Raw genomic sequence first — 26025 nt, 5'->3', positions numbered from 1 at the left:
CAAAGGACCAATCCGTGACAGACCACATCCTCGTCGAACGCCAGGGTGCCATCCAGATCATCCGCATGAACCGTCCGGACAAGAAGAACGCCCTGACCCGCGCCATGTACGCGACGATGTCGGCGGCTCTTGCCGGCGGCGACGCCGATCCGGCAATCCGCGTCCATGTCTTTCTCGGCGTGCCCGGTGCCTTCTCGTCCGGTAACGATCTTGCCGATTTCATGGTCGTCGCCTCGGGCGGCGAAGGCGGTACCGAAGTCTGGGATTTCCTGATGGCGCTGGCCAAAGCGGAGAAGCCGATGGTTTCCGGCGTCGACGGCATTGCGGTCGGTATCGGCACCACGCTCAACCTGCATTGCGACCTGACCTTCGCCACGCCGCGCACAATGTTCCGGACGCCCTTCGTCGATCTCGGCCTTGTGCCGGAGGCAGGATCGAGCCTGCTCGCACCGCAGATCCTTGGCCGGCAAGGCGCCTTCGCGCTGCTTGGCCTCGGCGAGGGCTTTTCGGCCGAGCGCGCCAAGGCCGCCGGGCTGATCTACGAGGTGGTCGAGGAAGAGGCACTCGAAGCATCGGTATTGGCGGCGGCGGGCCAGATCTCGGCCAAACCGCCGCAAGCGCTAAGGATCGCGCGCGACCTGATGCGCGGCTCGCGCGACGACCTTGTCGAGCGCATCGGCAAGGAAAGCCAGCATTTCCGCGAGCGGCTCAAATCCGAGGAGGCCCGCGCAGCCTTGACGGCCTTCATGGCCAGGAAAAAGGCCTAGACCCTGGCCTTGTCTCGCATCGTGGACCCGCCGGCAGCGACCGGCGGGCGGTTTCGCCACGCTCTCTTTGTCACATCGCCATTTTCTTACATTCGGCCTGAGCCTTTGCCGAAGACGTGTCGATCATGAATGTCTTGCCTTTGGCGTCGGTCATCAACATCATGCAATGCTTGATCGGTTTCGCCATTTTCATCATTTCGGCGCTCATCTTCGCGTCGGGCATCATGGTGCCCATATGCCCATCGGGCATGATCGCCATGACCTCCCCACCCTTCATCATCGTCATTGTCCCCATCGTGTCTTCCGCAAAGGCCTGCGAAGCGAAAAGGCCGACGAGACCGGCCATCGTGACCAACCTGAGTGAATGCATTGCGTCCTCCTGAATTTGCGCCAGCGGCGCGTTGAGCCCTTTCCTGGTTCGTTGCGGCAAGCTGGAACGTTTCACGCACACGAGATCGTGATCGTGGGATTGGAAACGCCAGGTCTCTATAGCCCGGCATGGGTCGCGCAGGAGCCTGATCTCCTGTGTCTCGATGCGACTTACATGGCCTGCGGCTAGCGCTGCGCGGCGTGCATGACGGTGAGGATTTCGACAGTTTCGCCGTCGATGGGACAAGGGACGATATACGGCACATCGACCAAGACGAGTTCGCGTGTCCCCTTGATGCGCCCGATGCGCCCCATCGCCGGCTGTTCGGTGAGATGTTCCGCCGCCGTTACGATGCGCGCAATGATCCTCGCGGCCGCCTCGGGATTGTCTTTCTCAACATGCGTGCCGATTTCATCAAGCCGCCGCAACGCCCGCTTGGTCCAGCGGATTCGCTTATGGCTCATGCCTGGCGGGTGGATTTAACGTATTTTCTAACGACAGCCTCTACGTCGCTGGCACCCGCAAAATCGCCTTGCGAGGCTTCAGCCAATCCTGCCTCTATCTCGGCGAGTTGCCATTCCTCACGGGCTACAAAATCCTCAATGGCCTTCGCAGCCACGTAGGAGCGCGAGCGGTCGAGCTTCTCGGCAAGCCGGTCTAGCCGGTCTGCAGTTTCGTCACGAACGCGCACGGTAAAAGCCGTCATGGCCACATTCCTCTGGTTCACTATGATTATTAGTGAACCAAAGTGGTTCGTCAAGGATTGCCGCATCGTCCTCTACGGATAAAGCCTCACCTTGTCCCAGCCGCCCTCGGCGTTGCGCGAAAAGACGACACGGTCGTGCAGCCGGAACGGACGGTCGTGCCAGAACTCGATGGTCTGCGGCACGATGCGGAAGCCCGACCAGTGTTTTGGCCGCGGGATGTCGCCGATCGCGTGGCGCGCCGTGTATTCGGCGACCGCCTTTTCCAGCGCGAAGCGGCTTTCCAGCGGCCGCGACTGCTTGGACGCCCACGCGCCGATGCGGCTGCCGCGCGGGCGCGTCGCGTAATAGGCATCGGCTTCGGCGTCGGTGACGATCTCCACCGGGCCGCGCGCCCGCACCTGCCGGCGCAGCGATTTCCAGTGGAAGCACATCGCCGCTTTCATGCTGCCCAGGATCTCGCGGCCCTTGGCGCTCTCGAAATTCGTGTAGAAGACAAAGCCGCCCTCATCGAAGCCCTTGAGCAGCACCATGCGCACATTCGGCATACCCTCGGCGTCGACCGTCGCCAGCGCCACGCTGTTGGGGTCGTTGATCTCGCTCTTCGTCGCGTCGTCGAGCCACGCCGCAAAAAGCCGGAACGGCTCCGCTGCCTCGGTAAAGTCACCGCTTGTTAACCCGGTTTCGCTCATAGTTTTCCCAAATTTGTCGCCGGCTGGGGAGATTGCCGATTGTCGCGTATCGCGCAAGCTTTTGACAGTGGGCAATGGAGCGTTATCGCTTCGGCCAGTGCCAAAGCCATGATCGTGACAATCATCCTGCCGCTTGCCGCCTGTGGCGGGGGCGGCTTCAGCCTGGAGCAGACGGAGGTCGACCGCTCGATACTGACCTCGAGCACGCCGGTCTCGGTCACGCCGCTCGATCAGGACCGCGCCTCCGACCAGGCCACGATCCGCAACGCCGTGTCCTCCGCCGACGTTGAGCAACTGGCCGGGCAGGCCGTTCCGTGGGCAAATGCCGATACCGGCTCGCGCGGCTCCATCACCGAGCTCGCGGAATTCAGGGCTAACGGCGAGACATGCCGTCGCTTCACCGCTTCACGCGAGAGCTTCGACGGCGTCGCGCTGTTCAAAGGCGAAGTATGCCTGGCCGGCGGCAGCGCCTGGCGAATGCAGGATTTCAAGGCGCTCTGATTTTCCGCCGGAGACATAGTGGTAAGCCACTGGAATTTCTTCCTATGCAAGCGCATATAGGAGGCGATCATGGAACCACTCCTTCTCCAGGGCAGTAAGCATGCGCGACCCCTATGAGGTGCTGGGCGTTGCCAAGAACGCATCGGCCAAGGACATAAAATCGGCGTACCGAAAGCTCGCCAAGAAGTATCATCCGGACCAGAATCCGGATCCCAAGGCAAAGGAGCGTTTTGCCGCCGCCAACCAGGCTTACGAGATCGTCGGCGACGAGAAGAACCGGGCGGCTTTCGATCGCGGTGAGATCGACGCCGAAGGCAAACCGCGGTTCCAGGGTTTCGAGAGTGCGGCCGGCGGCGCCGATCCTTTCGCCGGTTTCCGCCGGCAGCAAGGGCCGGGCGGCGCGCATTTCGAATTCCGCACCGGCCGTCCCGGCGGTGATCCGTTCGACGGCAACAGCGACATCTTCAGCCAGATCTTCGGCGATGCTTTCAGCCAGCAGCGCGGAGCCGGCATGGGCGCCGGCCGCCGGATGCCGACCGCAGCCGACCTCAACGTCACGCTGGACGTGACCATCGAGGAGGCCGCAACCGCCGAGAAAGTGACGGCGATGTTCCCCGACGGCCGCAAGATGGCGGTCAAGTTGCCGGCCTATGTCGAGGACGGTCAGACCATCCGGTTGAAAGGCCAGGGTGAGCAAGGACCGGGGCAGCCGGGCGATGCACTGGTCAAGATCCGTTTCCGCCGGCATCCGCGCTACCGCGTCGAGGGCCGCGACCTGCATGTCGACCTGCCGGTGGAACTGGCCGATGCGGTGCATGGCGCCAAGGTGGCGGTCGAAACCCCGACCGGCAGGATTGCGGTCAACGTCCCCCCTTGGTCGAGCTCGGACAAGGTTCTGCGGCTGAAGGGCAGGGGCCTGCCGGAAAAGGCCGGCGGTCACGGCGATCTCTACGCGCATGTGCGGCTGATGCTGCCGGAAGGCGGCGACGCCGAGCTAGAGGCGCTGATGCGCCGGCGAAAGAGCTGACGGTCGAAAAGGCCGGCGCTTGATACCATGTGTGAAAAGCGGGCATGAGTGGTTTCATGCCGTCGGTTATCGACATGAAACGAGCAACCAGCGCCACTGGGCTGGCCGACCACAACTCGCGATCGGCCATGCGCGCACTAGACTAGCGTCTATCAGTCGCCAAGTCTTCCCCCGCGGTGCCCCATCATCATTCGGGACGCGTACATTGTGGGCGAGCTTTTGCCCGGTAGATTCGCGTCAAGAACAATCTGCTCGACGAAACCCTGATTCACTTCAATCTCCACGCATTTGTCGAGCTTATCAACGATCCAGACGGCGTATCCTTCACTCTCCTTGGATTTATAGTTGGAGTCGTCTTCAGGAATATCTGCCTCCGGATTTGCTGGAATTAACATTACCTTGGGCTTCGGGAGATCATAAGTATGACCCTCGTAGGCATATCCAAATATTATACCGCAACTAAGTATTTCTTTATCACCATTTGCTGGGTTTATATCAATCGCCCCAAGCATAAGCATAAACCTATTTACGATCGAATTAACAAACACATAACTGCTATTGTTAGGTGGGGTTTTACTAAGATATTTCTTAAACCGTAAAATTCTTTTGTCATCAGGATCGCCGTCATCAAGTATCTTTGCTATTATTATAGAATGATTCTTGTATTTTCCTGTTATTGGCTCCAGTGTCTTTTTCTTTTTGCTTGATATAGGAAGACCAAGACCAGGTATTCCATAGAGGCGCACTTGTGTGGCGTTAAATGCTCCATGGGGATCTTTCGTGGTGTAAGTCGGTCGATGAAAATCGTCGCTCATGTTGTTACCCTCCGTTGCAATCACCAATTCATAAAATTTCCCGCCACCTGAAATTCTCTTCGAAGCTTGCCGCTATGGCCGGGCGGATGCGGTCGGACACTTCGATGATGGTGGAGGCTGCGACTGCGAATGTGAGATGATCGGCATCGAGGCGTGTCCACGCGCGCGCAAGCCCAAGCGCGACATCGTCGCGCGCCTTGATTAGCTCGGTCTTAAAAAGGAACGGACGGGCCCGGAATGCATCGCCCGTGAAGTCGGAGATGTGCCGCATGTCGGCTTCGCCAACCTGCCTGATGTCGAAGCCAAGCAGGCGCTCGTCGGCCAAGCCCTGCCGCACCAGGCCGGCATGGTAGAGATCGACCAGAGTATCGAACACCGCTCCCGTGAATGGGCGAGACCGGTCATGAATCTCTTCGGTCACTTCCGTCATCTTGCGCGAGTTACTGGCAAGGCGGATCTGGCGGTCGCCCGTCAGTTCGGCGATGCGGTTGAGCTCGTTGAGGACAAGCAGGTTTGCCTGGCTGTGCCGTAACAATCGATCCATCCCGCTGTCGAAATGCAGGAACGAAAGCAGCGAAATAAGATCGGCGTTGGCTTCGTGGAACGGCCCGAAGTCGCCGTCCTGCAGGCCTTGCGTGGGCACTCCGAAGAGAGAAAAGAGTATGGCGTGACCCATTTCGTGCGCGATCACGTCGAAGTTGAGGGCGTACGGATGGCCGCGCCCGTCGGCTCCACGCTCGCGGCCAAGCTCCAGATATCCAAACCCCGATTGCGCATTCTCCCAGTCAAGCCAGGGAATGATCTCAAGCCGCTCGTATGTTTCGGCGAAGTACCAGACAATCGGCTTGCCCAGATAGCTTTCCCAGATGTCCAGCACCCGGCTCGCGGCCGCGAACGCATGCGCTGCCAGGAACTGGCGCGACTGAAGAGAGAGGTGGTCGAAATGACCATCAAGGCCGGGTCCGGCTGGTGGGAAATACGCGCCAACAAAGGGCGGCAGGTAAGGATACTCGTACGGCTGCTTGTCCAGCACGGGATCACGCACATATATGCGATGATCCTCCGGGCCCGGATGGATCAAACCAGGCGATGTTGAAATCCAGACCGCCTCGGGTTTCTCGTACCCAGAAACGTGAGGCGCTTGTGGGTATAGCAGGAAGCGCGTTCCAGCCGACATCCCCGCCCGACCGGCGACATCGAGCGCGTTCAACTGCGCGGCCCCTCTCATAGTCGGCAACACTAGCACGAAGCCTGCACTTCGTAAATTGCACCAGGTATCACCGGCAACTCTGTCGTCAGATTGCTAAGCCGGCGTCCTCCAAATCCTGGACAAACGCGACCGTCATTCTGAAATTCTTCAATTCCGCCGGCACCAATGCCTTTTCTCTCATAAGTTGCAGAGCCGACAGTGCGTCGCGTTTCTTTTGCTGAACGAAAGCTCCTGCGAGAATTTGCCGGCAGGCTTCGATATCATGGTCACCGGCTTCCGGTAATGTCTCGCGGACCATTCGCGACAGCGTACGTTCCCTAAAATTGAGGTTCCGGGCCGTATTCCCAAGCTTTCCTGACAAATCGGTGGAGATCAGGTTCCGCCTCCAAGCGGCGCGGACGGTTATTCGCAAATCAACCAAAGCGTGCGTTAGTGGCGAAAAATTCACCGCCTTCGGACCGTACAGCACTGCCACTGCGTCATCAGGCAGGAAAGCGAAGCGGCGATACCATCGATAGATAAGGCCAACGCCGTGCATGTACGGGTAAAGCTCGGCGGCTCGCAAGGCTCCCATGCTTCCCGCACCAATTACCGGGATGGCCTGGCTGATCGCCCACAGTATCTCCTTGTGCCTCACTGCCGGCTCAGCCTGGAAAGCGCCGTCTATGATGACAATTGCAGCCGGGTCATAACGCTGCACCGCGGCTATGATCGAGCCTTGTACCGCGGGCGCCAGGCAGATCACGTCGGCCACCTGCTGTGCCTCTGGATGCGATAGCGTGGGGCCGGTGAAAACGAGCCGAGGTCGCATCCGGTCACTCCACTAAAGGGTACAATTGCGGGATAACTATCCTGACGGCCGACAGTCGGTTCCAAGGGCTGGTGTTGAGGCGGATCAGATACACCGCGCTGATTCCGCTTTCCTCCAGTCGTGCGAGAAGGCTGCCACGCAAGGTCTGCCCGCTCGCCGCTCGATCGGCAGGCTGGCGGGCGAAACTCACGTCCTTGCGGCCGCCGGTGATCAGCTGGCGGTGCGCCTCGATAAGCTGCCAGTCGGGATATTTCGGATAAGACGCCCGGGTCATGTCGTCGCGCGCACCCGAGATCGCCGCAAGCCGCGCCTGCGCCGCCTCATGGATCGCTTGGACGGCAGCTGCCGCCGGATCGAATGCAGCGGCCGAGCCGTCGGCCGGCAGATGGAGCAATGCCGTCTCTCGAGGATTGCTCTCAATCAGATGGCACCAAATCACAGGCAGGCCAACAGGCGACGGCGCGAGCCAAAGGCCGACGATCATGTCTTTTCGTGCGAGTTCATCCAATAAAGCCAAGACCCTTGCGTCATCGATGGTCGCTGGATCGATTCGCTGGTGTTGCAGAAAACCATGCGTCTTGAGAGCGCGGGCGATCGCATCGCGTTCGACGCATTCCAATATGCCGTGTGTGATGGCGTCTGCTTCATCAAGCGCGGCCGCCAGTCCGGTTGTGGTTGGCGTGAAAATTCCGTCACAGGGGCTGGGCGGTACGAGATAGGCCGTGTGCACCAATTCCAGCGGAACGAAGTCGCGGCCGCCGCCCAGCAGGTTCTCCGCCTCCATCCAAGCGATTTTTCGGCCGCGCCAATCAGCAGGGGCGGGCTCTCGCAGCCACGTCTCAAATCGCCCGTAGGGTATGCCGAGTAAAGTGGCCGAAGCGTAAGCTGCATCAAGATATTCGATGCGCTCGGCGAAAAAGCTCTCAGCGGATTCCAAAATGGCCGATATGGCAGCGCGAGCCAGGCTGGCACCCTTTCCCTGCGCGACCGCGTTTGAAAACGAGAACGGCCTCGTTGCCTGCACGACCGGGATGCCGACACGGTCCAGGCCGGTAATGTCCGCAATACGGGTGATGCCCAACGCTTGTCGCATCGACATCAGATACGTCAGCGCTTCGTCTGCCGGAGGACCAAGGCGCTCATATTGTTCCACTATCGGCTGGCCCGCAGTTCCGGCTCAGGGTTGACGATCAGCGGTTCGCCGGGCTCAACCGACTTCCTTGCCGCTTCGATACGGTCGTTGTAGCTCCGAAGCAGGACGGGCGAGAGATTTGACACGCTGAGCGTCTCGTAGGCCGCGATGAGGATGGGCACGGCATTTTGCTCGGCTGCAGTATTGAGGCTCTTCTCAAGGGCAGCTGCCACCTGGCCAGCTGCCGCGCCGTCAAGGACGAGAAGTTGTGCAATTCGCCGATGTAGTTCCGCCAGCCAATATCGACTGCCACCCGCCTCGGCCTGCGCCACCGCCGAATGAAGCAGGGCAAGCGCGCCACTGATCTCACCCGAGCGCGCGAGAAGTTCCGCCAGCATGCCGCAATAGACGGCCTCGTCCTCAGGTGTCTGCACTTGTCCATGCAGGCCGAGGGCCTCACGCATCTTGTCCTTGCCCCGCTCGAGGTGGCCAGCGTTGCCATCGCACCAGCCCTCGAAGATTTGTGCCGAGACGACTAGCGAAGGCAGGTGATGAAGCGCGGTCAGCTGCCGCAGATCCTCAATCACGTCACGCAACGAAGCGAAGTCGCGGCGATAGCAACTCAGCATCGCGCCGTTGATACAGGCATGCGCGATGCTGCTGACATGGCCAGTCTGCTGAGCCCAGCGGCGGGCCTCCGACATGGAGCGGAGAGCGCTCGTTGCACGTCCCGAGAACCACAGCGACAGTGCACGATGCGCCAAGCCGCACACGCGCGCGTCGTGCCCCCCAAAACGCGTGGCATTCGCGTGCCCCTGGCCCACGTCATAGTGCGGCAATCCAGCATCAACCGCGGCTATGCATCCACCATGGTCTCCGCGATTGAAATCGACTGCCCACAAGCAGTGCCTAGCCTGAAGCTGAATCTCGGGGTCGTTAACCTCCTTTAGATCACTGACGACGGCCTGCGCCCGCTCGCCATCAACGACCGAACCCGTGAACCACCAACCCCAATAGATCGGGAACCACTTGGCGCGCTCCGCTATCGGCCGACGCCGTGCGATATTTACGCCTTCGTCGTAGAGCCTGCGGGCGTGCTCGGAATTTGGCCCTTCGACAGCGGTCAATATCGGCCCGAGCGCCACCATCGCCGAGAGCCGCAGCGCATCCCGTTTGTCATGATCAGAAACCTGCCCGCAAAGCGCAATGGCATGCTCGAGCAGCTGCCTTGCCTCAGCCATAGCCGAGCGGGACGAGCTTTCCATGCCGGCATTGACGAACTCGCCGATCGCTTCGTCAAGCAGGCCACCTCGCTCAGCATGATCGGCAAGAGCTGCCGTTGTTAGCCAGCCAACGAGGCTGCGGTTGCCACTAGCCACCGCATAAAGACGCTGATGCAGGGTCCGGCGCCGTTTCCGTAGTGTTCCACTATAGATCGTTTCTTGGATAAGCGCATGCCGAAACGCGTACACTGTTGCTGCTGCATGCCTGGCGCGTACGAAGCCAGCCTCGGCCAGGGCATTGAGCGCCGCAGAGATTGTGCCCGGGTCAAATTCCGGCAAGAGCGCCGACAGCAAGTCCAGGCTGAATCTGTTGCCGGCGACGGCGGCCGCGCGCGCCACCTCGCGGGCGCGGCCGAGAGGCTCGAGCCGGGCGTCCAACACTGTTTCCAACACCGCCGCGCGGCCGAGCGAAACACCCTGTGGCAGGTGCTCAGTACCGCTAGCGGCATTCTCCGCCATCCATTGGCAAACCTCCTCGATGAACAGGGGTACACCGCCGGTGACGCGCTCGACCAACTCTATCAGCTCAGGCGCGGGCGCTCGCTTGCCCTGAGGCCACATCGTCGCGATTGCCCGCAAGGTGTCGGCATGCTCAAGGGGAGCGAGCAGGACATGCTTGCTTTTTTCATCCAGCCAGTCGCCAGATCCCGGCCTCGTCGTTGCGATCAAGAGCACGGGGCAACTAGGAACCAGTTTTGCAAGTTCACCCAGCAGTTGCTTCGACGTAAGGTCGATCCAGTGAATATCCTCAGCGATCAAGATCACTGGGCCACTGGCGCACGTTGCTTGTAACGCATGGCGCGCAGCCCAACCGGCTTTCTCTCGGATCACTTCCGGATCCATCTCATGGAAACCGGACCTCGCGCCTTCCACGCCGAGCAGAAAAGAAAAGATGTCGACGACTTCGGCGTCGTGAATGTCATGTGCTGCGAACACCTCTGCTACAAGCGCAGGGGTGAGTGCACGCTCGCCGTCGTCGAAATTGCCCAGCATCGCCTGCCGCAGTGGATACAGCGTCGAACGCGAGTCGCCTGGCATACATTGGAAGAGGAGCAACCTGTTGCGTTGGAAGCGCGTTCGCCGGCGCACCTCGTGTAGGATGCGCGACTTGCCAATGCCGGCCTCGCCCTCGATCACTACGACTTGGCCACGTCCCGAAACGGCCTCATTCCAACATTCGTGGATCAGCTCGGCCTCATCCGTACGGTCGACCAAGGGGCTGGTGAGGCGTCCGAACGCGGAGAAACGGTCTACCCCCCGCTTGTGACTCAGCGCCTGCCAGACCTGCTCGGGTTGCGCGAAGCCTTTGATGACGTGAGAACCGTAGAAGCTAAATACGTGTGAGCGCCGTGCCAGATTACGCGTCTCGTTGCACACGACGACGGTATCCGGCCGGGCAATTGCCTGCAGCCTGGTTGCCAGCGCAAATGCAGGGCCGGTTACCGTGTCCTGCGCTACAGCGGTGTCGCCCTTCAGGATTAGCGTCATCGAGGTCGCCACGCCTACCCTTACATGCAGGTCGCTCCTCCCTTTCTCCGCGGCAAGGAGCTTGCACGCCCTGACGATCCCAAGCCCGGCGCTGATCGTCAGCGACGCCGCATCCTTCGCACCCAGATCGACTGGGAACACAGCGACGCCGCCGTCGCCGACCTCGACCGTCACGGTTCCGGAGCACGATACAATCGCTTCCTTGGCGGCCATTTGAAACGCCAAGATAAGTTCCTCAAAATCTTCGATGCCGAGCAGGCCCAGCAGCTCGGTGGAGCCTACGAGATCGTAGCAAAGAGCGGTTAGTATGCGCCGTTCGTGACGGGTCTCGACACCGTCATCCATCAACCCTTTGCCGATCGGAAGGCGCGAGCCAGTCCCCGCCTTCGGAACATCAACTCGGCTCTTATGCGACATGTCACCCTCGCTGACAGGGCATACTATCAAAAGTATGACAGAGCACAAATTACTGAGCGGCGATCGCCGGAAGGTGCGACGGCTGCTCAGGACCTCTCGCCTGTGGGTTGGCGGACTCAACGTCAAATTTTTTGTCCAAAGGCAGACATTCGACGGCCTAAGCCCAGACGTCCGCTCCCGGCGCACCGCAAAGCGGTCGTCCACGGCCCAAAGTATGGAAGTCGGCTCGGGGTCATGACCGTGGCTTCGGCCGCTGGCCAACGAAACTTCTGCCAAAGGGTCATCTTCCGCCGTGACACCGATACTGGCGTCGGATTTTTCCACTGGCCCGCCACTCCAAGGTCAAAGCGCTACAGCGTCCTTTGCGCGCCCAAAAGGACTCGCGGCTCTGTAGACCAGCGGCTTTGTCCCCCGAACTGTCCGCTTTGAACGCTTGAAGGGGCACTGTGGCTGTGCGATAGGCACTCCACAAAGCAGAGAACCTTGCGGAGAGCGCTGACATGGCGGGTGAACGGGGCCTTATGGCCGGCAAGCGCGGCCTTATCCTTGGCATCGCCAACAATCGCTCGATCGCTTACGGCATCGCCAGGGCCTGTGTCGATCACGGCGCCGAGATCGCGCTGACTTATCAGGGCGAGGCGTTCAAGAAACGTGTCGAGCCGCTCGCGGCGGAACTGGGCGCGCATGTCGCCGGCCACTGCGATGTGACCGACCCGGCCAGCCTCGATGCGGTGTTCGCCGATATCGCCAGCCATTGGGGCAAGCTCGATTTCCTCGTCCACGCTATCGCCTTTTCCGACAAGGACGAGCTGACCGGCCGCTATGTCGAGACGACGCGCGATAATTTCCTGCGCACCATGGATATTTCGGTCTATTCCTTCACGACCATTGCCAAACGTGCCGAGGCGCTGATGACCGACGGCGGCTCGCTGCTGACGCTGACCTATTACGGCGCGGAAAAGGTGATGCCGCACTACAACGTCATGGGTGTCGCCAAGGCGGCACTCGAAGCCAGCGTGCGCTATCTGGCCGTCGATCTCGGCGCCAAGAAGATCCGTGTCAACGCGATCTCCGCCGGCCCGATCAAGACGCTTGCCGCATCCGGCATCGGCGATTTCCGCTATATCCTGAAATGGAACGAATACAATTCGCCGTTGAAGCAGACGGTCACGCAGGAGGAGGTTGGCGATTCCGGCGTCTATTTCCTGTCCGACCTTTCGCGTGGCGTCACCGGCGAGATCCATCATGTCGATTCCGGCTATCATGTTGTCGGCATGAAGGCGGTCGACGCGCCGGATATTTCGACGGTCAAGGACTGACGCCACCGCCTGACCTCCTCCGGAAGACCTGATGTACCCGCTCGTCTATATCGTGCGCCACGGCCAGACGGCGTGGAACGCCGAGGCCCGGCTGCAGGGGCAGGCCGATACCGACCTCGACGAGCTTGGCCGCGAGCAGGCTAGCCGCAACGGGCGCAGGCTGGCCGAACTCATCGACAAGCCCGAAGATTTCGACTTTGTCGCCAGCCCGATGCGGCGCACGCGCGAGACGATGGAGCGCCTGCGCGCGGCGATGAAGCTCGATCCGCACGCCTATCGTACCGAGCCGCTGCTCGTGGAATTGAGCTTTGGCGACTGGCAGGGTTTCACCTTTGCCGAACTCGAGGCGAACAATCCTGGTTCGACCAGGCGCCGCCGGCTCGATAAATGGAATTTCCAGCCGCCCGGCGAAGGCGCCGAAAGCTATCAGATGCTGCTCGAACGGGTGAAGCCGTGGTTCGACGCGCTCGATCGCCAGACGGTCTGCGTGACCCATGGTGGCGTCATGCGCGTAATGTTCCGCTTGGTACTGGGGATGTCCGAACAAGATGCGGTCAGCATGGACGTGCCGCAGGACCGCGTGCTCAGACTGGACGGCCGGCGCCTGGAGTGGCTTTGAGACCGATGACGCAGCGTATGTTGAGATCAGGTCGGGCCGGCATCAGCTGAATGTCGACGCGTCCTACTCGGTCGATCCGGTGTCCGGCAGTTCCATATCGGTGACGACATTCTCGCCATTCGTCACGTCATAGGCGAGGACGATGTCCATGCCTGGCTTCAGCGCATCGAGGTCGGTTTCGGCGTTCAGCTTGTAGGACTTGCCGTCGTCCAGCGTCAGCGTCAGCGCATCCTTGTCGACCTTCTTGATCAGGCCTTCGGTCTGGCCGGCGAAGGCGGCGGTGGAAATCAACAGCGTGGCGGCAACAGCGCCAATCAGGATACGCATCATCGTCCTCTTTAATCATTGCCGGTACAGCGGCTCGGTCCAACGGAACGGAACTGAGCAGAAACCAATCGAATGTGTCAAAACTAAATCCGCCGGATCACAGTTTGACCACTGTGGAAAACGCCAATAGAAGGCAGGCGACAGCGCCGCGCGTCCTCCTGGACGCGCAAAGGACGCTGTAGCACTTTTGATTTTGTGCATGATCCTTTCCGAAAATCGCTCCGATTTTCGGGGTTATGCGCTAGGCCGGCTCCGACGCCGGCAGGGCTGGTTCCATGTCGCACAACACGTTCGGCCATCTTTTCCGCGTCACCACCTGGGGCGAAAGCCACGGGCCGGCGTTGGGCTGCGTCGTCGACGGCTGTCCGCCAGGCATCCGCTTCACTCGCGACGAGATCCAGGCCGAACTCGACAAGCGCCGCCCCGGCCAGTCACGTTTTGTGACGCAACGTCGCGAACCGGATGAGGTGAAGGTCCTGTCCGGCTTCGTCCTCGATGAGGACGGCGAGACGATGATCACGACCGGCACGCCGGTGTCGATGCTGATCGAGAATGTCGACCAGCGCTCGAAGGATTATGGCGACATCGCCCGCCAGTTCCGGCCGGGCCATGCCGATTACACGTACGAGGTCAAATACGGTCTGCGCGACTACCGCGGCGGCGGCCGCTCCTCGGCGCGTGAGACGGCGGCGCGGGTGGCGGCCGGAGCGCTTGCCCGGAAGGTCGTGCCCGGCATGGTGGTGCGCGGCGCGCTGGTGTCCATGGGCGATAAATCGATCGATCGCGCCAATTGGAACTGGAATTTCGTCGGCGACGCCGAAAACCCGTTCTTCACACCTGATCCGGCGTCCGTCGCCGTCTTCACCAAATATCTGGACGGCATCCGCAAGGCGGGCTCCTCGGTCGGTGCGGTCATCGAGATCGTCGCCGACGGCGTTCCGGCCGGGCTTGGCGCGCCGATCTATGCCAAGCTCGACCAGGACATCGCCGCCGGCCTGATGTCGATCAACGCCGTCAAGGGTGTCGAGATCGGCAACGGTTTCGAGGCCGCCCGCATCACCGGCGAGGAGAATGCCGATGAGATGCGCATGGGCAATGACGGCAAGCCGGTCTTCCTGTCCAACAATGCCGGCGGCATTCTCGGCGGCATCTCGACCGGCCAGGCGATCGTCGCGCGTTTCGCCGTCAAGCCGACCTCGTCGATCCTGACGCCGCGAAAGTCGATCGACAAGGACGGTAACGACGTCGAGATCATGACCAAGGGCCGGCACGATCCGTGCGTCGGCATCCGCGCTGTACCGATCGGCGAGGCGATGGTTGCCTGCGCCATTGCCGATCATTATCTGCGTCATCGGGGACAAACGGGAAGGCAGTAGGGAGTAGAGTAGGGGAGTAGGTTACGCAGCTCCCACGACAGCATTTTTTCCTTTTCTCTACTCCCGTACTGCCCTACTCCCCTATTCCCTGCGAGCGAAGCGAGCACTTATGCCTTACGACCAGAAGAAGATCGTCGAAGCCCTGCGCGCCTTCGAGCGCGGCGAGATCGTCGTCGTTATGGACGATGACGGCCGCGAGAACGAGGGCGACCTGATCGTAGCCGCCGTCCATTGCACGCCGGAAAAGATGGCGTTCATCGTTCGCAACACGTCGGGCATCGTCTGCACGCCGATGCCGCGCGAGGAAGCCAAGCGGCTCAACCTGTCGCCGATGGTCGCCGACAATGATTCGGCCCACACCACCGCCTTCACCGTCAGCGTCGATTTCAAGCACGGCACCACGACCGGCATTTCGGCGGACGACCGTACTCTGACTGTCCGCAACCTCGCCAACGGCAATGTCGGCGCCTCCGATTTCGTCCGGCCCGGTCACATCTTTCCGCTGATCGCACGCGAAGGCGGCGTGCTGATGCGTTCGGGCCATACCGAGGCCGCTGTCGACCTCTGCAAGCTCGCCGGCCTGCCGCCGGTCGGCGTGATTTCCGAGCTGGTCAACGATGACGGCACCGTCATGCGTGGCCCGCAGGTGCAGGCCTTCGCCGAAAAGCACGGGTTGAAGCAGATCTCGGTTGCCGACCTCATCGCCTACCGGCAGCGCAAGGAAACGCTGGTCGAGCGTGTCGCCTGTTCCGACATTGAGACGGCAGGCGGCAAGGCACAGGTCTTCACCTACACGCTGCCCTGGGATTCGATGCATCATGTAGCGATCGTCTTCGGCGACATCCGCGACGGCGAGGAGGTGCCGGTGCGCCTTCATTCCGAGGACGTGGTCAGCGACGTGTTCGGCACCAGCCACAGACTGGACGCCATCATGAAGACGATGGGCGAGCGTAAGCGCGGCGTCATCGTCTATCTGCGCGAAGGCTCAGTCGGCGTCGCCCATCAGGAGCGCAAGCGCCCGGCTGCCGGCGACCGCGAGGATCACGAAGAGGCTCGCCGCCGCGAAAACGAATGGCGCGAGATCGGCCTCGGCGCGCAAATCCTCAAGGATCTCGGAATTTCCTCGATAAATCTGATCGCCTCGCGCGAGCGCCATTATGTCGGCCTCGAAGGTTTTGGCATCCACATCGCCAAGACCGAGATTCTTTAGGCCATTCTCACGGTGCTGGTATGCGTCCGGCCCCGGCTCGGGGCCGGACGCACCGGAAACTATTCCGCAGCGACCGCGGCTGCGTCGCATGCCGCCATGTCGCAGTTCGGCGCGGCAAGGCTGCGCTGGCCGGCGAGCACGATGGCCAAAGCGATTGTGCCCGATGCCACCGATACCCAGAACCCGTTCTGCGCGCCGAAAGCGTCCACCACCCAGCCGGCGGCGAAGGAGCCGAGCGCCATGCCGATGCCGATGCCGGTCATCACCCAGGTCACGCCCTCGGTCAGCACCGCCTCCGGCACGCGCCGCTCGATCAGGCCGAATGCCGTGATGAAGGTCGGCGAGATTGCCACGCCGCTGACGAAGACGGCCAGTGCCAGCAGCGGCACGGTGTCGGCGACGAGCAGCGGCAGCGTGGTGAGCGCAATGATGGCGATTGCGATGGCAAGCTGAATCTGCAGCGGCACTTTCAGGTTCAGGGCGCCGATGACGATGCCGACGACGAACGATCCGAGCGCGTAGACGCCGATGACGAAGCTGGCGGCGCCCGGCTGGCCAAGCTCCTTGGTGATCGCCACGGTGCTCACCTCCGTGGTGGCGAAGGTCGCGCCGATGAAGATCAGGGCCAAGGTGATGATCTGGACCGGCCGCAGGCGGATTGCCGAGCCGCCCGAACCGTGTTCCACCGGTCGCGCTCGCGGTTCGGTCGAGCGCTGCAGGATGAAGGCCGTCGAACCGAAGGCCAGGAACAATGTGCTCGCGAGCACTCCCGCTTCCGGGAAAAGCGCGACACTCAGTCCGACCGACAGCGATGCGCCGGCGATGTAGACCAGTTCGTCCGCCGCCGACTCGAAGGCGAACGCCGTGTTCAACTCGGGGCGGTTGCGGAAGATTTCGGTCCAGCGTGCGCGCACCATTGCCGGGATGCTGGGCATGACGGCGGCGAGCAGCGCCGAGACGAATAGCGTCCATATCGGCCAATGCTGATTGGTCGCTGCAATCAGGATCGCGAAGGCGAGCGCGGAAATCATGGTGGTCGGCACCACAATCCGCGTCTGGCCGAGGCGGTCCACCAGTCGCGATACCTGCGGGGCGACGAAAGCGTTGGCCAGCGCATATGTCGCGGAAACGGCACCGGCCAGCCAGTATTGGCCATCGGTCTGCGACAGCATTGCGACGATCCCGATCGGAGCCATGGCCATCGGCAGCCGGGCAACGAACCCGGCGGCAGCAAAGCCCTTGGCGCCCGGCGCGCGAAAGATCTGGGAATAGGGATTTTGCATGGTCTGGCTCCTCGACAACGGCCGGTTCGGCGATTACATACGTAGCGTATGAGTTTAAATAGATCATACGTGGCGTATGTCAATTGGCATGCGAAGCGTATGTTAATAGGGCCAGTGCATGCACAAACCACGCAAGGAGATGATTGCCGAGACCCGCGCCAAACTGATTGCCGCGGCGCGCCAGGCCTTCGGCACGCTCGGCTATGCCGAAGCCTCGATGGATAACTTCACGGCATCGGCCGGGCTGACGCGCGGTGCGCTCTATCATCACTTCGGCGACAAGAAGGGCCTGCTCCAGGCGGTTATCGCCGAGATCGACGCCGAAATGGCAGCCCGGCTGAAGGTCGTTTCGGCCAAGCCGGACAATCTCTGGCAGGGCTTTGTCGACGAATGCACCGCCTATATCGAGATGGCGCTGGAGCCGGAGATCCAGCGTATCGTGCTTCGCGACGGGCCGGCGGTGCTCGGCGATCCATCGCAATGGCCAAGCCAGAGCACATGCATCCGCTCGATGACAGAGAGCCTGCAAAGACTGAGCGACGAGGGGACAATTCTCGCCGTCGATCCCGAAGCCGCGGCAAGGCTGGTCAGCGGCGCCTCGCTGCATGCGGCGCAGTGGATCGCAAATTCGAACGATCCCGAAGCGACGTCGAAGAAGGCAGTGAAGGCGTTCAAGGTTCTTCTGGAGGGGCTGCTCAATCGCACCGGCAGGCTGCATCAACCTGATCGACCGTCAGCGATGCAGCCCGAGGTTGACCGATCACCGGCCTGAGATCATCTTTTCGCCAATCCCAGGCGGCTCGCGGTGGGCTCGGCCGACGCCGGTTGCCTAAACCCTGTTGAACATCGCGTCACCAGCGCGCGAAAACATGGCCAAAGCGGTAAGGCGCGCCTATATCGGGGCATGGTCACGAGACTTTACACGCATCCGATTTTCCTCGAGCACATAACACCGCCCGGTCATCCGGAGCGGCCGGACCGTCTGCGCGCCATAGAGCGTGTGCTTGACGACGAGGCCTTCGCGGCGCTCGATCGCGTCCAGGCGCCTGAAGGCGACGAGGCAACCATTCTCTACGCGCATCCGCCCGAATTCGTCGAACGTGTCCGTGCAGCGATACCGGACACCGGCATCGCCCGTATCGACGCCGATACCACCGCCAGCCCGAAGAGCTGGCAGGCTGCCGTGACCGCGATCGGAGCTGCCAACGCCGCGGTCGATGACGTCTTCACCGGCCGTGCCGAGAACGTCTTCGTCGCCGCACGGCCGCCCGGCCATCATGCCGAAAAGACCACCTCCATGGGTTTTTGCCTGTTCAACACCGCGGCGATCGCGGCACGCTACGCGCAGAAGAACCATGGCGCCGGCCGTGTCGCCGTCGTCGACTGGGATGTGCATCACGGCAACGGCACGCAGGACATCTTCTGGGACGATCCGTCGGTGCTCTATTGCTCGACACACCAGATGCCGCTTTACCCGGGAACCGGCGCCGCGAGCGAAACCGGCGCCGGCAACATCGTCAACGCGCCGCTGGCGCCGCAGAGCGGCAGCGATGTTTTCCGTGACGCCTTTCTGTCACGCATCCTGCCGGCGCTCGACAATTTTGCGCCCGATCTCATCATCATCTCCGCCGGTTTCGACGCCCACCACCGCGATCCGCTGGCCGAGATCAACCTGACCGAGGATGATTTCGACTGGGCGACCGGCCAGTTGCTCGAACGAGCCGGGCGCCATAGCCGCAACCGGCTCGTCAGCGTTCTCGAGGGCGGCTACGATCTGCAGGGATTGGCATTTTCGGTCGCCGCCCATGTCGGGCGGCTGATGAAGGGATAGATGATGGCTGGTGAGACCAACGAGGACGTCAAGGCGATGAGCTTCGAGCAGGCGCTCGAGGCGCTGGAACGGATCGTCGACGATCTGGAGCGCGGCGACGTGCCGCTCGACCAGTCGATCCGCATTTACGAGCGCGGCGAGGCGCTGAAGGCGCATTGCGACCGGCTGCTGAAAGCGGCCGAGGACAAGGTCGAGAAAATCAGGCTGTCGCGTGACGGCAAGCCGGTGGGGACAGAGCCGCTGGATGCGGACTGAGGCGCGGCCTCGAACGACGATTGTGCTTACCGGCTTTGGACATCATCACGATTGAGGGTAAAACTCATCCCGTTTGAAACGGCTCCAGGACGAGAGGAGATTGCGAACGATGTGCAGAAACATCAAAACCCTGTTCAATTTCGATCCGCCGGCAACCAATGACGAGGTCCGCGATGCCGCACTTCAGTTTGTCCGCAAGCTGAGCGGAACGACACGGCCGTCGAAACAGAACCAGCATGCGTTCGACCATGCCGTCGAGGCCATTGCCGCCTCGGCGCGTGAATTGCTCGACAGCCTCGAGACGACGCAGCATCCGCGCAATCGCGAAGAGGTGGCGGCCAAGGCGAAGGCCAAATCTGCACTTCGCTTCGCCTGAGGGGACCGCGTGAGCTTCTTTCCCGGAAACGATCCGCAGATGGGCGATGCCTTCGCCAGCGATCAGATCGAACTGATGGTCATTCCGAATGCCAAGGACATCGGCGGATTTCAGGTTCGCCGCGCCTTGCCGACGGCCAGGCGCCGGCTGGTCGGACCCTTCATCTTCTTCGACCGCATGGGTCCAGCCGTTCTGCGGGCCGGCCAGGCGCTCGACGTGCGCCCGCATCCGCATATCGGCCTGTCGACGGTGACTTACCTGTTCGACGGCAAGATCAGGCACCGCGATTCGCTCGGCACCGAGATGGTGATCCAGCCTGGCGACGTGAATTTGATGACCGCCGGCCGCGGCATCGTCCATTCGGAGCGCACGCCGGAAGAACTGCGCGGCTTGCCGATGTCGGTTTCCGGCCTGCAGACATGGCTGGCGCTGCCGGACGGCAAGGAAGAGGTCGCGCCGGTCTTCGAAAACACCGCGGCCCTGCGCCTGCCCGAAATCGATGCAGAGGGTGTCAGCGGCCGTATCGTCATCGGTGCATTGTCCGGGCTGCGCTCCCCGGTCGCCACCGCTTCGGACACGCTCTATGCCGATCTCAGGTTGGCGCCGGGTGCCAGCGTGAAGATCCCGGCCGACGCCGAGGAGCGCGCCATCTATACGCTGGCAGGCGAGGTTTCGATATCCGGTGACCGCTTCCCGGCCGAGCGGCTGCTGGTTTTCCGGCCCGGCGATGAGATCGTTGTTTCATCGGAGGGCGGCGCCCATTTCATGCTGTTTGGCGGCGCTTCGCTCGGTTCGAAACGTTATATCTGGTGGAATTTCGTATCGTCCTCAAAGGAACGCATCGAGCAGGCGAAAGAAGAATGGAAGACGGGCCGCTTCGATATCGTTCCTGGAGACGAGCAAGAGTTCATCCCGCTGCCCGAAAGCTGATGCGCGTTACCGCCACATTTACATTCGCCGGCCAGCGGCATATTTCACGATGAACAGAAAATCTGACCAGGCTCGCAAACAGTGAACGCAAAGCCCGATACGCCGCTTCTCGACAAGGTCCGCGTCCCAGCCGATTTGCGCACGCTTGCCGAAGCCGACCTGCCGCAGCTGGCGTCAGAGCTTCGCGCCGAACTGATCGACGTCGTTTCCCACACCGGCGGCCATCTCGGCGCCGGCCTCGGCGTGGTCGAACTGACTGTCGCGCTGCACTACGTCTTCAACACGCCGGACGACCGGCTGATCTGGGACGTCGGCCACCAGGCCTATCCGCACAAGATCCTGACCGGCCGCCGCGACCGCATCCGCACGCTGCGGCAGGAGGGCGGCCTGTCCGGCTTCACGCGTCGCGTCGAGAGCGAATACGATCCGTTTGGCGCAGCCCACTCCTCAACCTCGATTTCAGCCGGCCTCGGCATGGCGATGGCGCGCGATCTGTCCGATGGCCGCAACAATGTCATTGCCGTCATCGGCGACGGCGCCATGTCGGCCGGCATGGCCTACGAGGCGATGAACAATGCCGGCGCACTCGATGCCCGGCTGATCGTCATCTTGAACGACAACGACATGTCGATCGCCCCGCCGACCGGTGCGATGAGCGCCTATCTGGCGCGGCTCGCCTCAGGCAAGACCTATCTTGGGTTGCGCGATTTCGGCAAGAAGCTGACGTCCTATCTTGGCGAGCGCGCCGATCGCGCCATCAAGCGCGCGGTCGAGCACGCGCGCGGTTACGTCACCGGCGGCACGCTGTTCGAGGAGATGGGTTTCTACCACATCGGTCCGATCGACGGTCACAACCTCGAGCACCTGATCCCGGTGCTGAAGAACGTCCGCGACAATGCCGACGGCCCGGTGCTGATCCATGTCGTGACCCAGAAGGGCAAGGGCTACGCCCCGGCCGAGGCCGCGGCCGACAAATATCATGGCGTCAACAAATTCGACGTCATCACCGGCGCCCAGGCCAAGGCGCCCGCCAATGCGCCGAGCTATACGAAGGTGTTTGCCGAAAGTCTGATCCAGGAGGCCCGAGAGGACGACCGCATCGTCGCCATCACCGCCGCCATGCCGAACGGCACCGGGCTTGACCTGTTCGGCGAAGCGTTTCCGGCGAGGACCTTCGATGTCGGCATCGCCGAGCAGCATGCGGTTACCTTCGCCGCCGGCCTTGCCACGGAAGGCTTCAAGCCTTTCGCCGCGATCTACTCGACCTTTCTCCAGCGCGCCTACGACCAGGTCGTCCACGACGTGGCGATCCAGAAATTGCCGGTGCGCTTTCCGATCGACCGCGCCGGCTTCGTCGGCGCCGATGGTGCCACCCATTGCGGCGCCTTCGACACGACCTTCCTGGCGACGCTGCCCGGTTTCGTCGTCATGGCCGCGGCCGATGAGGCCGAGCTGCGCCACATGGTACGCACCGCTGCAAGCTTCGATGACGGCCCGATCGCCTTCCGCTACCCGCGCGGCAACGGCGTTGGCGTCGAGATGCCGCAACGAGGCTCGGTATTGGAGATCGGCAAGGGCCGGATCGTCAGGGAAGGCACCAAGGTTGCGCTGCTTTCCTTCGGCACCAGGCTGCAGGATTGCCTTGCCGCGGCCGAGGAGCTTGGCGCGGCCGGGCTTTCGACCACGGTCGCCGATGCCCGTTTTGCCAAGCCGCTCGACGAGGACCTGATCCGGCGGCTGGCCCGTTCGCACGAGATCCTGGTGACGGTGGAAGAGGGCGCGGTCGGCGGCTTCGCCAGCCATGTGCTGCAGTTCCTGGCCCATGAAGGGCTGCTGGAGAGCGGCTTGAAGGTGCGCCCGCTCGTGCTGCCCGACGCCTTCGTCGACCATGCCAAGCCGGAAAAGATGTATGCCGATGCCGGGCTGGACAGCGCCGGCATCGTGCGCACTGTGTTCGTGGCGTTGGGGCATACCGCGCAGGCCCAGCGCGCCTAGTTTTTAGACGCATGTCCCGCGACGCCGAAGCGATTCAACTTGGCTGCAAGATGCCGGTCTGAATCAAAATCTCAACTGCTTGAATCAAATTGCCGGCGAACAGTCGTAACGTGCTGTTTACGCTGCTGGTTTCCGGCCGCGCACGCAGGTGTCCGGCGACAGCAGCGACGGTCTGACGCCGGCCGTCGAACGGCGGGTTTCGCGGAAGATATTCTAAAGCATGATCCCGAAGAGACTCTAGAAACTAGAACCACATATCCCGCACGCAGCGACCATCTCTCGGCAAATCCTCGAATGTATCGAGACCATCGAAATGGTCGATCGGGAGATCGGCGACGGCCTCGGGCGGCGCAAGCCTCACATTGACGGCGATGCGGTAGCGCCCAGCCGCATCGGGACGCAAACCGCGCCAGGCCAGGACGCAAGCGCACGTTGGACAGAAGAGAATCTCAAGTGAAGGATGAGCCTTTCCGACGCGACTATAGGCGCTTACGGGCCCGGCAAGGCGGATGCGTTCGTCGATATAGTCGTAAGCCCAGAGCGTGCCGTAGCGGCGGCAAAGTGTGCAGTTGCAGGCAGTGACCGAACCGGGATCGCCCTCCAGGGTCCAGCGGGCGGCACCGCAGTGGCAGGTTTCCGTCAGCATTTCCTCCTCCGCGTTTCGACCACAAAACGGCATCTCGTTCTTAGCATTGCGTCGCGCCTGGCGCGAGGTTCGACTGGTAGCGGAGCGGCTTGATGCGTTCACCGCTTTTCCGGCCATGCCTTGTCTCATCGCCAATATCCTTGCCATCATCGTTGGCATTCGCCATGAAGGCCGATGACTTCCCTTCCGCCAGCCAGCATACGCCAGAGGCTCGACGAATTGCTCGTCCACCGCGGCCTGTTTGCCAGCCGCTCGCGTGCCCGCGATGCCGTGGCGCGCGGCACCGTGACGGTCGATGGCATCGTCGCCCGCAAGCCAAGCCAGGCCGTTCTGCCTGAGTGCAACATCGTCGTTGACGATCCGGCGCAAGGTTACGTGTCGCGCGCCGCACTGAAGCTGAAGGCTGGTCTCGACCATTTCGGCCTCGACCCCACCGGCAGCGAAGCCCTCGATGTCGGCGCCTCGACCGGCGGCTTCACGCAGGTGCTGCTCGAACGCGGCGCGGCGCATGTCACGGCGATCGATGTCGGGCACGGCCAGATGCACTCCGATGTTGCCGGCGATCCGCGCGTGACGGTAATTGAAGGCCTGAATGCGCGCGAACTGTCGGCAGCCGATCTCGGCGGCCGTGTGCCGGATTTCATCGTCTCGGACGTCAGCTTCATCTCGCTGAAACTGGCGCTGCCGCCGGCGCTTGCCTTGGCCGGGAACGGCGCAAAGGCTGTGTTTCTGGTCAAGCCGCAGTTCGAGGCCGGCCGCGAGGCGATCGGCAAGGGCGGCCTGTTGAAGGACCCCTATGATGCGGCGCGCATTGCCGGCCTGATGCAGGACTGGCTCGATGCCATTCCCGGCTGGCGCTCGCTGGGGCTGCATCTGTCGCCGATAGAAGGCGGCGACGGCAACCGCGAGTTCCTACTCGGCGGCATCAAGGACGTCGAGACCCAGAAGCGATGAGCACCCGTTTCACGATCGCAAGGTTGGGCTCGCAGGGCGACGGCATCGCCGAGACGGAAACCGGCGAGGTTTTCATTCCGTTCGCGCTGCCGGGAGAGGTCGTCACCGCCGCGCGGGAGAAAGATCGCGCCACCTTGATGTCGGTCCTTGAGGCTTCGCCGTTGCGGGTCGATCCGCCGTGCCGGCATTTCGGCGCATGCGGCGGCTGCGCCGTCCAGCATCTCGAGACTGAAGCCTACCACCGGTGGAAGCGCGAAAAGGTCGTGCATGCGCTGAAGAGCAAGGGCATCGCTTGCGATGTCGGCGCGCCGGTGCCGTGCGCGCCGCACACGCGCCGCCGCGTCGTCTTCACCGCCCGGCGGAGCGAGGCGGGAATGCAGTTCGGTTTCGTTCGCGCGCTGTCATCCGAGATCATTTCGATCGAGGAATGCCCCATCTCGCTGCCGCAGATCGTCGCTGCGCTCGACCGTTTGAGGATGCTTGCCGGACTGATCTGCGCCACGACCAAATCGTTCCACATGGCGGTGACGGTGACCGGTTCCGGCCTCGATGTCGCGGTTCACGATTCCGGCAAGCTCGGCGAGAACCAGCGCCGCGTCGCGTCCAACTTCGTCGTGGCCGAGGGGCTAGCCAGGCTGTCGATCGACGGCGAGATCATTATCGAACCAAAGAAACCGGTCGTCCTGTTTGATGGCGTCGCCGTCGCAGTGCCTCCGGGCGCTTTCCTGCAGGCAACCGAGGCTGCCGAACAGGCGATGGCCAACATTGTCGGCCAGCATTTCGCGCGCGCCAAAAAGGTCGCCGATCTCTTCGCCGGCTGCGGCAGCTTCGCGCTGCGCCTGGCCGCAAGATCGGAGGTTCACGCGGTGGAAGGCGATGCGGCAGCACTCGCGGCGCTCGACCGGGCATTCCGTTTCGCCAGCGGCCTGAAGCGGGTGACCGGCGAACGTCGCGACCTGTTCCGGAGGCCGCTCACATTCAAGGAGTTGAATGCCTTTGACGGCGTAGTCTTCGACCCGCCCCGCGCCGGCGCCGAGGACCAGTCGAAGCAGATCGCGCGCTCCGACGTGCCGCTGGTCGCCGCGGTGTCCTGCAATCCGGCAACGCTGGCGCGGGATCTTCGCATCCTCCTCGATGGCGGTTACGCCCTGAAGAGCGTAACCCCGATCGACCAGTTCCTGTGGTCGCCACATGTCGAGGCAGTGGCATTGCTGGAGAAGCCCAAGAGAAGGCGCTAGCAGCATTTATCGGGCGTGAAATGCGCACTAAAAAAGCGCATTTGAGCGTACGCCGGTCAAATATTCTAGGAAATTTATAATGAGCCAAAGCCTTTGATATTTCGGCATCGCGCTGCGGCGAGGAGCGGACGCCGTTTCTCTCGTCGAAGCGGATGGCTGAACTGCTCGGGAACTGGCGGGCCTGAGCGGCATCGCCCGCGACACGTTTGCCGCTAAGACCGGAGCGCGCAAGGTCGACGCCGCATTGAGCCCCATCATTCGTATTCTGGCGACGGCCGGCGAGATGACCGGCGATCAAGTGCGTGCAGCGATCTGGTTCAAACATCAGCCGATCCCGGCTGGGTGGGAAAGACCGCCTATGATCTGGACACCTCGAAAAACCTGGCAATCGAGACCGCATTTTGATTCACTTCGCCTGGTGATTTGCACGGAGGCGTTGGATGCGAGGC

General features: G+C 62.1%; 27 protein-coding genes and 1 pseudogene. 16 read left to right on the top strand and 12 right to left on the bottom strand.

Annotated features, from left to right (window positions below):
* The first annotated feature begins 14 nt into the window (after window positions 1-14).
* Window positions 15-767, top strand: coding sequence for a crotonase/enoyl-CoA hydratase family protein (locus tag NKJ17_RS19410; protein WP_352689746.1), 753 nt, complete (start codon window positions 15-17; stop codon window positions 765-767).
* A 70-nt stretch (window positions 768-837) separates the two neighbouring features.
* Here NKJ17_RS19410 and NKJ17_RS19405 read toward each other — a convergent pair whose 3' ends face one another.
* The 4 genes from NKJ17_RS19405 to pdxH form a co-directional block, all read right to left on the bottom strand.
* Entirely contained in the window at window positions 838-1137 is a 300-nt protein-coding gene (locus tag NKJ17_RS19405) for a hypothetical protein (RefSeq protein WP_352689745.1), read from the bottom strand.
* A gap of 185 nt (window positions 1138-1322) precedes the next feature.
* Window positions 1323-1601: a type II toxin-antitoxin system RelE/ParE family toxin gene (locus tag NKJ17_RS19400; RefSeq protein WP_352689744.1), complete on the bottom strand. Its 279-nt coding sequence runs from the start codon at window positions 1599-1601 to the stop codon at window positions 1323-1325.
* Complete coding sequence (locus NKJ17_RS19395) at window positions 1598-1843, bottom strand: CopG family ribbon-helix-helix protein (protein ID WP_352645874.1); 246 nt, start codon at window positions 1841-1843, stop codon at window positions 1598-1600. The genes NKJ17_RS19400 and NKJ17_RS19395 overlap by 4 nt, the downstream gene beginning before the upstream one ends.
* A gap of 72 nt (window positions 1844-1915) precedes the next feature.
* The gene (pdxH, locus tag NKJ17_RS19390) at window positions 1916-2533 is read right to left on the bottom strand and encodes a pyridoxamine 5'-phosphate oxidase (protein ID WP_292663882.1); all 618 of its coding nucleotides are present in this window, start codon (window positions 2531-2533) and stop codon (window positions 1916-1918) included.
* Between the two features lie 39 nt (window positions 2534-2572).
* Here pdxH and NKJ17_RS19385 point away from each other — a divergent pair, with 39 nt between their 5' ends.
* A complete protein-coding gene (locus NKJ17_RS19385) occupies window positions 2573-3034 on the top strand; it encodes an RT0821/Lpp0805 family surface protein (protein WP_352689743.1) in 462 nt (153 codons plus the stop codon).
* A 100-nt stretch (window positions 3035-3134) separates the two neighbouring features.
* Entirely contained in the window at window positions 3135-4061 is a 927-nt protein-coding gene (locus NKJ17_RS19380) for a DnaJ C-terminal domain-containing protein (protein ID WP_352689742.1), read from the top strand.
* 152 nt (window positions 4062-4213) lie between these two features.
* On the opposite strand, the gene NKJ17_RS19375 is transcribed toward NKJ17_RS19380, so the two are convergent.
* The 5 genes from NKJ17_RS19375 to NKJ17_RS19355 all read right to left on the bottom strand — a co-directional run bounded on the left by NKJ17_RS19375 (window position 4214) and on the right by NKJ17_RS19355 (window position 11217).
* Complete coding sequence (locus tag NKJ17_RS19375) at window positions 4214-4876, bottom strand: hypothetical protein (RefSeq protein ID WP_352689741.1); 663 nt, start codon at window positions 4874-4876, stop codon at window positions 4214-4216.
* Between the two features lie 28 nt (window positions 4877-4904).
* Window positions 4905-6086: a gluzincin family metallopeptidase gene (locus NKJ17_RS19370; RefSeq protein WP_352689740.1), complete on the bottom strand. Its 1182-nt coding sequence runs from the start codon at window positions 6084-6086 to the stop codon at window positions 4905-4907.
* 85 nt (window positions 6087-6171) lie between these two features.
* The gene (locus tag NKJ17_RS19365; RefSeq protein WP_352505228.1) at window positions 6172-6840 is read right to left on the bottom strand and encodes a TfuA-like protein; all 669 of its coding nucleotides are present in this window, start codon (window positions 6838-6840) and stop codon (window positions 6172-6174) included.
* Between the two features lie 61 nt (window positions 6841-6901).
* Window positions 6902-8050, bottom strand: coding sequence for a YcaO-like family protein (locus tag NKJ17_RS19360; RefSeq protein WP_352689739.1), 1149 nt, complete (start codon window positions 8048-8050; stop codon window positions 6902-6904).
* Window positions 8050-11217, bottom strand: coding sequence for an ATP-binding protein (locus NKJ17_RS19355; RefSeq protein ID WP_352689738.1), 3168 nt, complete (start codon window positions 11215-11217; stop codon window positions 8050-8052). The genes NKJ17_RS19360 and NKJ17_RS19355 overlap by 1 nt, the downstream gene beginning before the upstream one ends.
* Before the next feature lie 500 nt (window positions 11218-11717).
* Between NKJ17_RS19355 and fabI the strand changes: the two genes are divergently transcribed.
* Complete coding sequence (gene fabI / locus NKJ17_RS19350; RefSeq protein ID WP_352476656.1) at window positions 11718-12536, top strand: enoyl-ACP reductase FabI; 819 nt, start codon at window positions 11718-11720, stop codon at window positions 12534-12536.
* 31 nt (window positions 12537-12567) lie between these two features.
* Complete coding sequence (locus tag NKJ17_RS19345; RefSeq protein WP_352476657.1) at window positions 12568-13155, top strand: histidine phosphatase family protein; 588 nt, start codon at window positions 12568-12570, stop codon at window positions 13153-13155.
* A gap of 63 nt (window positions 13156-13218) precedes the next feature.
* Here NKJ17_RS19345 and NKJ17_RS19340 read toward each other — a convergent pair whose 3' ends face one another.
* Complete coding sequence (locus NKJ17_RS19340; RefSeq protein ID WP_023716902.1) at window positions 13219-13482, bottom strand: DUF1344 domain-containing protein; 264 nt, start codon at window positions 13480-13482, stop codon at window positions 13219-13221.
* Window positions 13483-13757: 275 nt separating this feature from the next.
* On the opposite strand from NKJ17_RS19340, the gene aroC reads away from it, so the two are divergent.
* Both aroC and ribB read left to right on the top strand, forming a co-directional pair.
* Window positions 13758-14858, top strand: coding sequence for a chorismate synthase (aroC, locus tag NKJ17_RS19335; RefSeq protein WP_352505225.1), 1101 nt, complete (start codon window positions 13758-13760; stop codon window positions 14856-14858).
* A gap of 109 nt (window positions 14859-14967) precedes the next feature.
* Window positions 14968-16068, top strand: coding sequence for a 3,4-dihydroxy-2-butanone-4-phosphate synthase (gene ribB / locus NKJ17_RS19330; RefSeq protein WP_254818438.1), 1101 nt, complete (start codon window positions 14968-14970; stop codon window positions 16066-16068).
* Window positions 16069-16127: 59 nt separating this feature from the next.
* On the opposite strand, the gene NKJ17_RS19325 is transcribed toward ribB, so the two are convergent.
* Window positions 16128-17351, bottom strand: a complete 1224-nt coding sequence (locus NKJ17_RS19325; protein WP_352505224.1) for an MFS transporter — start codon at window positions 17349-17351, stop codon at window positions 16128-16130.
* A gap of 118 nt (window positions 17352-17469) precedes the next feature.
* Here NKJ17_RS19325 and NKJ17_RS19320 point away from each other — a divergent pair, with 118 nt between their 5' ends.
* From NKJ17_RS19320 to dxs, 6 genes are all read left to right on the top strand, one after another.
* Window positions 17470-18123 carry a TetR/AcrR family transcriptional regulator gene (locus NKJ17_RS19320; RefSeq protein ID WP_352505223.1) on the top strand — a complete coding sequence of 218 codons (654 nt, stop codon included), beginning with the start codon at window positions 17470-17472 and terminating at the stop codon, window positions 18121-18123.
* Window positions 18124-18255: 132 nt separating this feature from the next.
* Entirely contained in the window at window positions 18256-19182 is a 927-nt protein-coding gene (locus NKJ17_RS19315; protein ID WP_352476662.1) for a histone deacetylase family protein, read from the top strand.
* A gap of 3 nt (window positions 19183-19185) precedes the next feature.
* On the top strand, window positions 19186-19437 hold the full coding sequence (locus tag NKJ17_RS19310; protein WP_031211056.1) for an exodeoxyribonuclease VII small subunit: 252 nt from the start codon (window positions 19186-19188) through the stop codon (window positions 19435-19437).
* Between the two features lie 109 nt (window positions 19438-19546).
* A complete protein-coding gene (locus tag NKJ17_RS19305; RefSeq protein ID WP_023716908.1) occupies window positions 19547-19813 on the top strand; it encodes a DUF2277 domain-containing protein in 267 nt (88 codons plus the stop codon).
* Window positions 19814-19822: 9 nt separating this feature from the next.
* Complete coding sequence (locus NKJ17_RS19300; RefSeq protein WP_352505222.1) at window positions 19823-20743, top strand: pirin family protein; 921 nt, start codon at window positions 19823-19825, stop codon at window positions 20741-20743.
* An 81-nt stretch (window positions 20744-20824) separates the two neighbouring features.
* Complete coding sequence (dxs, locus tag NKJ17_RS19295) at window positions 20825-22738, top strand: 1-deoxy-D-xylulose-5-phosphate synthase (protein WP_352476664.1); 1914 nt, start codon at window positions 20825-20827, stop codon at window positions 22736-22738.
* A 244-nt stretch (window positions 22739-22982) separates the two neighbouring features.
* Here dxs and NKJ17_RS19290 read toward each other — a convergent pair whose 3' ends face one another.
* Window positions 22983-23384, bottom strand: a complete 402-nt coding sequence (locus NKJ17_RS19290; RefSeq protein ID WP_352689779.1) for a GFA family protein — start codon at window positions 23382-23384, stop codon at window positions 22983-22985.
* A 174-nt stretch (window positions 23385-23558) separates the two neighbouring features.
* Between NKJ17_RS19290 and NKJ17_RS19285 the strand changes: the two genes are divergently transcribed.
* The 3 genes and pseudogenes from NKJ17_RS19285 to NKJ17_RS19275 form a co-directional block, all read left to right on the top strand.
* Window positions 23559-24338 carry a TlyA family RNA methyltransferase gene (locus tag NKJ17_RS19285; protein WP_352505219.1) on the top strand — a complete coding sequence of 260 codons (780 nt, stop codon included), beginning with the start codon at window positions 23559-23561 and terminating at the stop codon, window positions 24336-24338.
* A complete protein-coding gene (locus tag NKJ17_RS19280; protein ID WP_352505218.1) occupies window positions 24335-25576 on the top strand; it encodes a class I SAM-dependent RNA methyltransferase in 1242 nt (413 codons plus the stop codon). Before NKJ17_RS19285 ends, NKJ17_RS19280 begins: the two co-directional genes overlap by 4 nt.
* A gap of 98 nt (window positions 25577-25674) precedes the next feature.
* A pseudogene (locus tag NKJ17_RS19275) lies at window positions 25675-25942 on the top strand (DUF2384 domain-containing protein); the annotation flags it as partial.
* Between the last annotated feature and the right edge of the window lie 83 nt (window positions 25943-26025).

Source organism: Mesorhizobium sp. M0208, from assembly GCF_040322015.1.
GTDB lineage: Bacteria > Pseudomonadota > Alphaproteobacteria > Rhizobiales > Rhizobiaceae > Mesorhizobium.
Note: the sequence above shows the minus strand (reverse complement) of the source record. Positions and strands in the feature narration are given on the sequence as shown.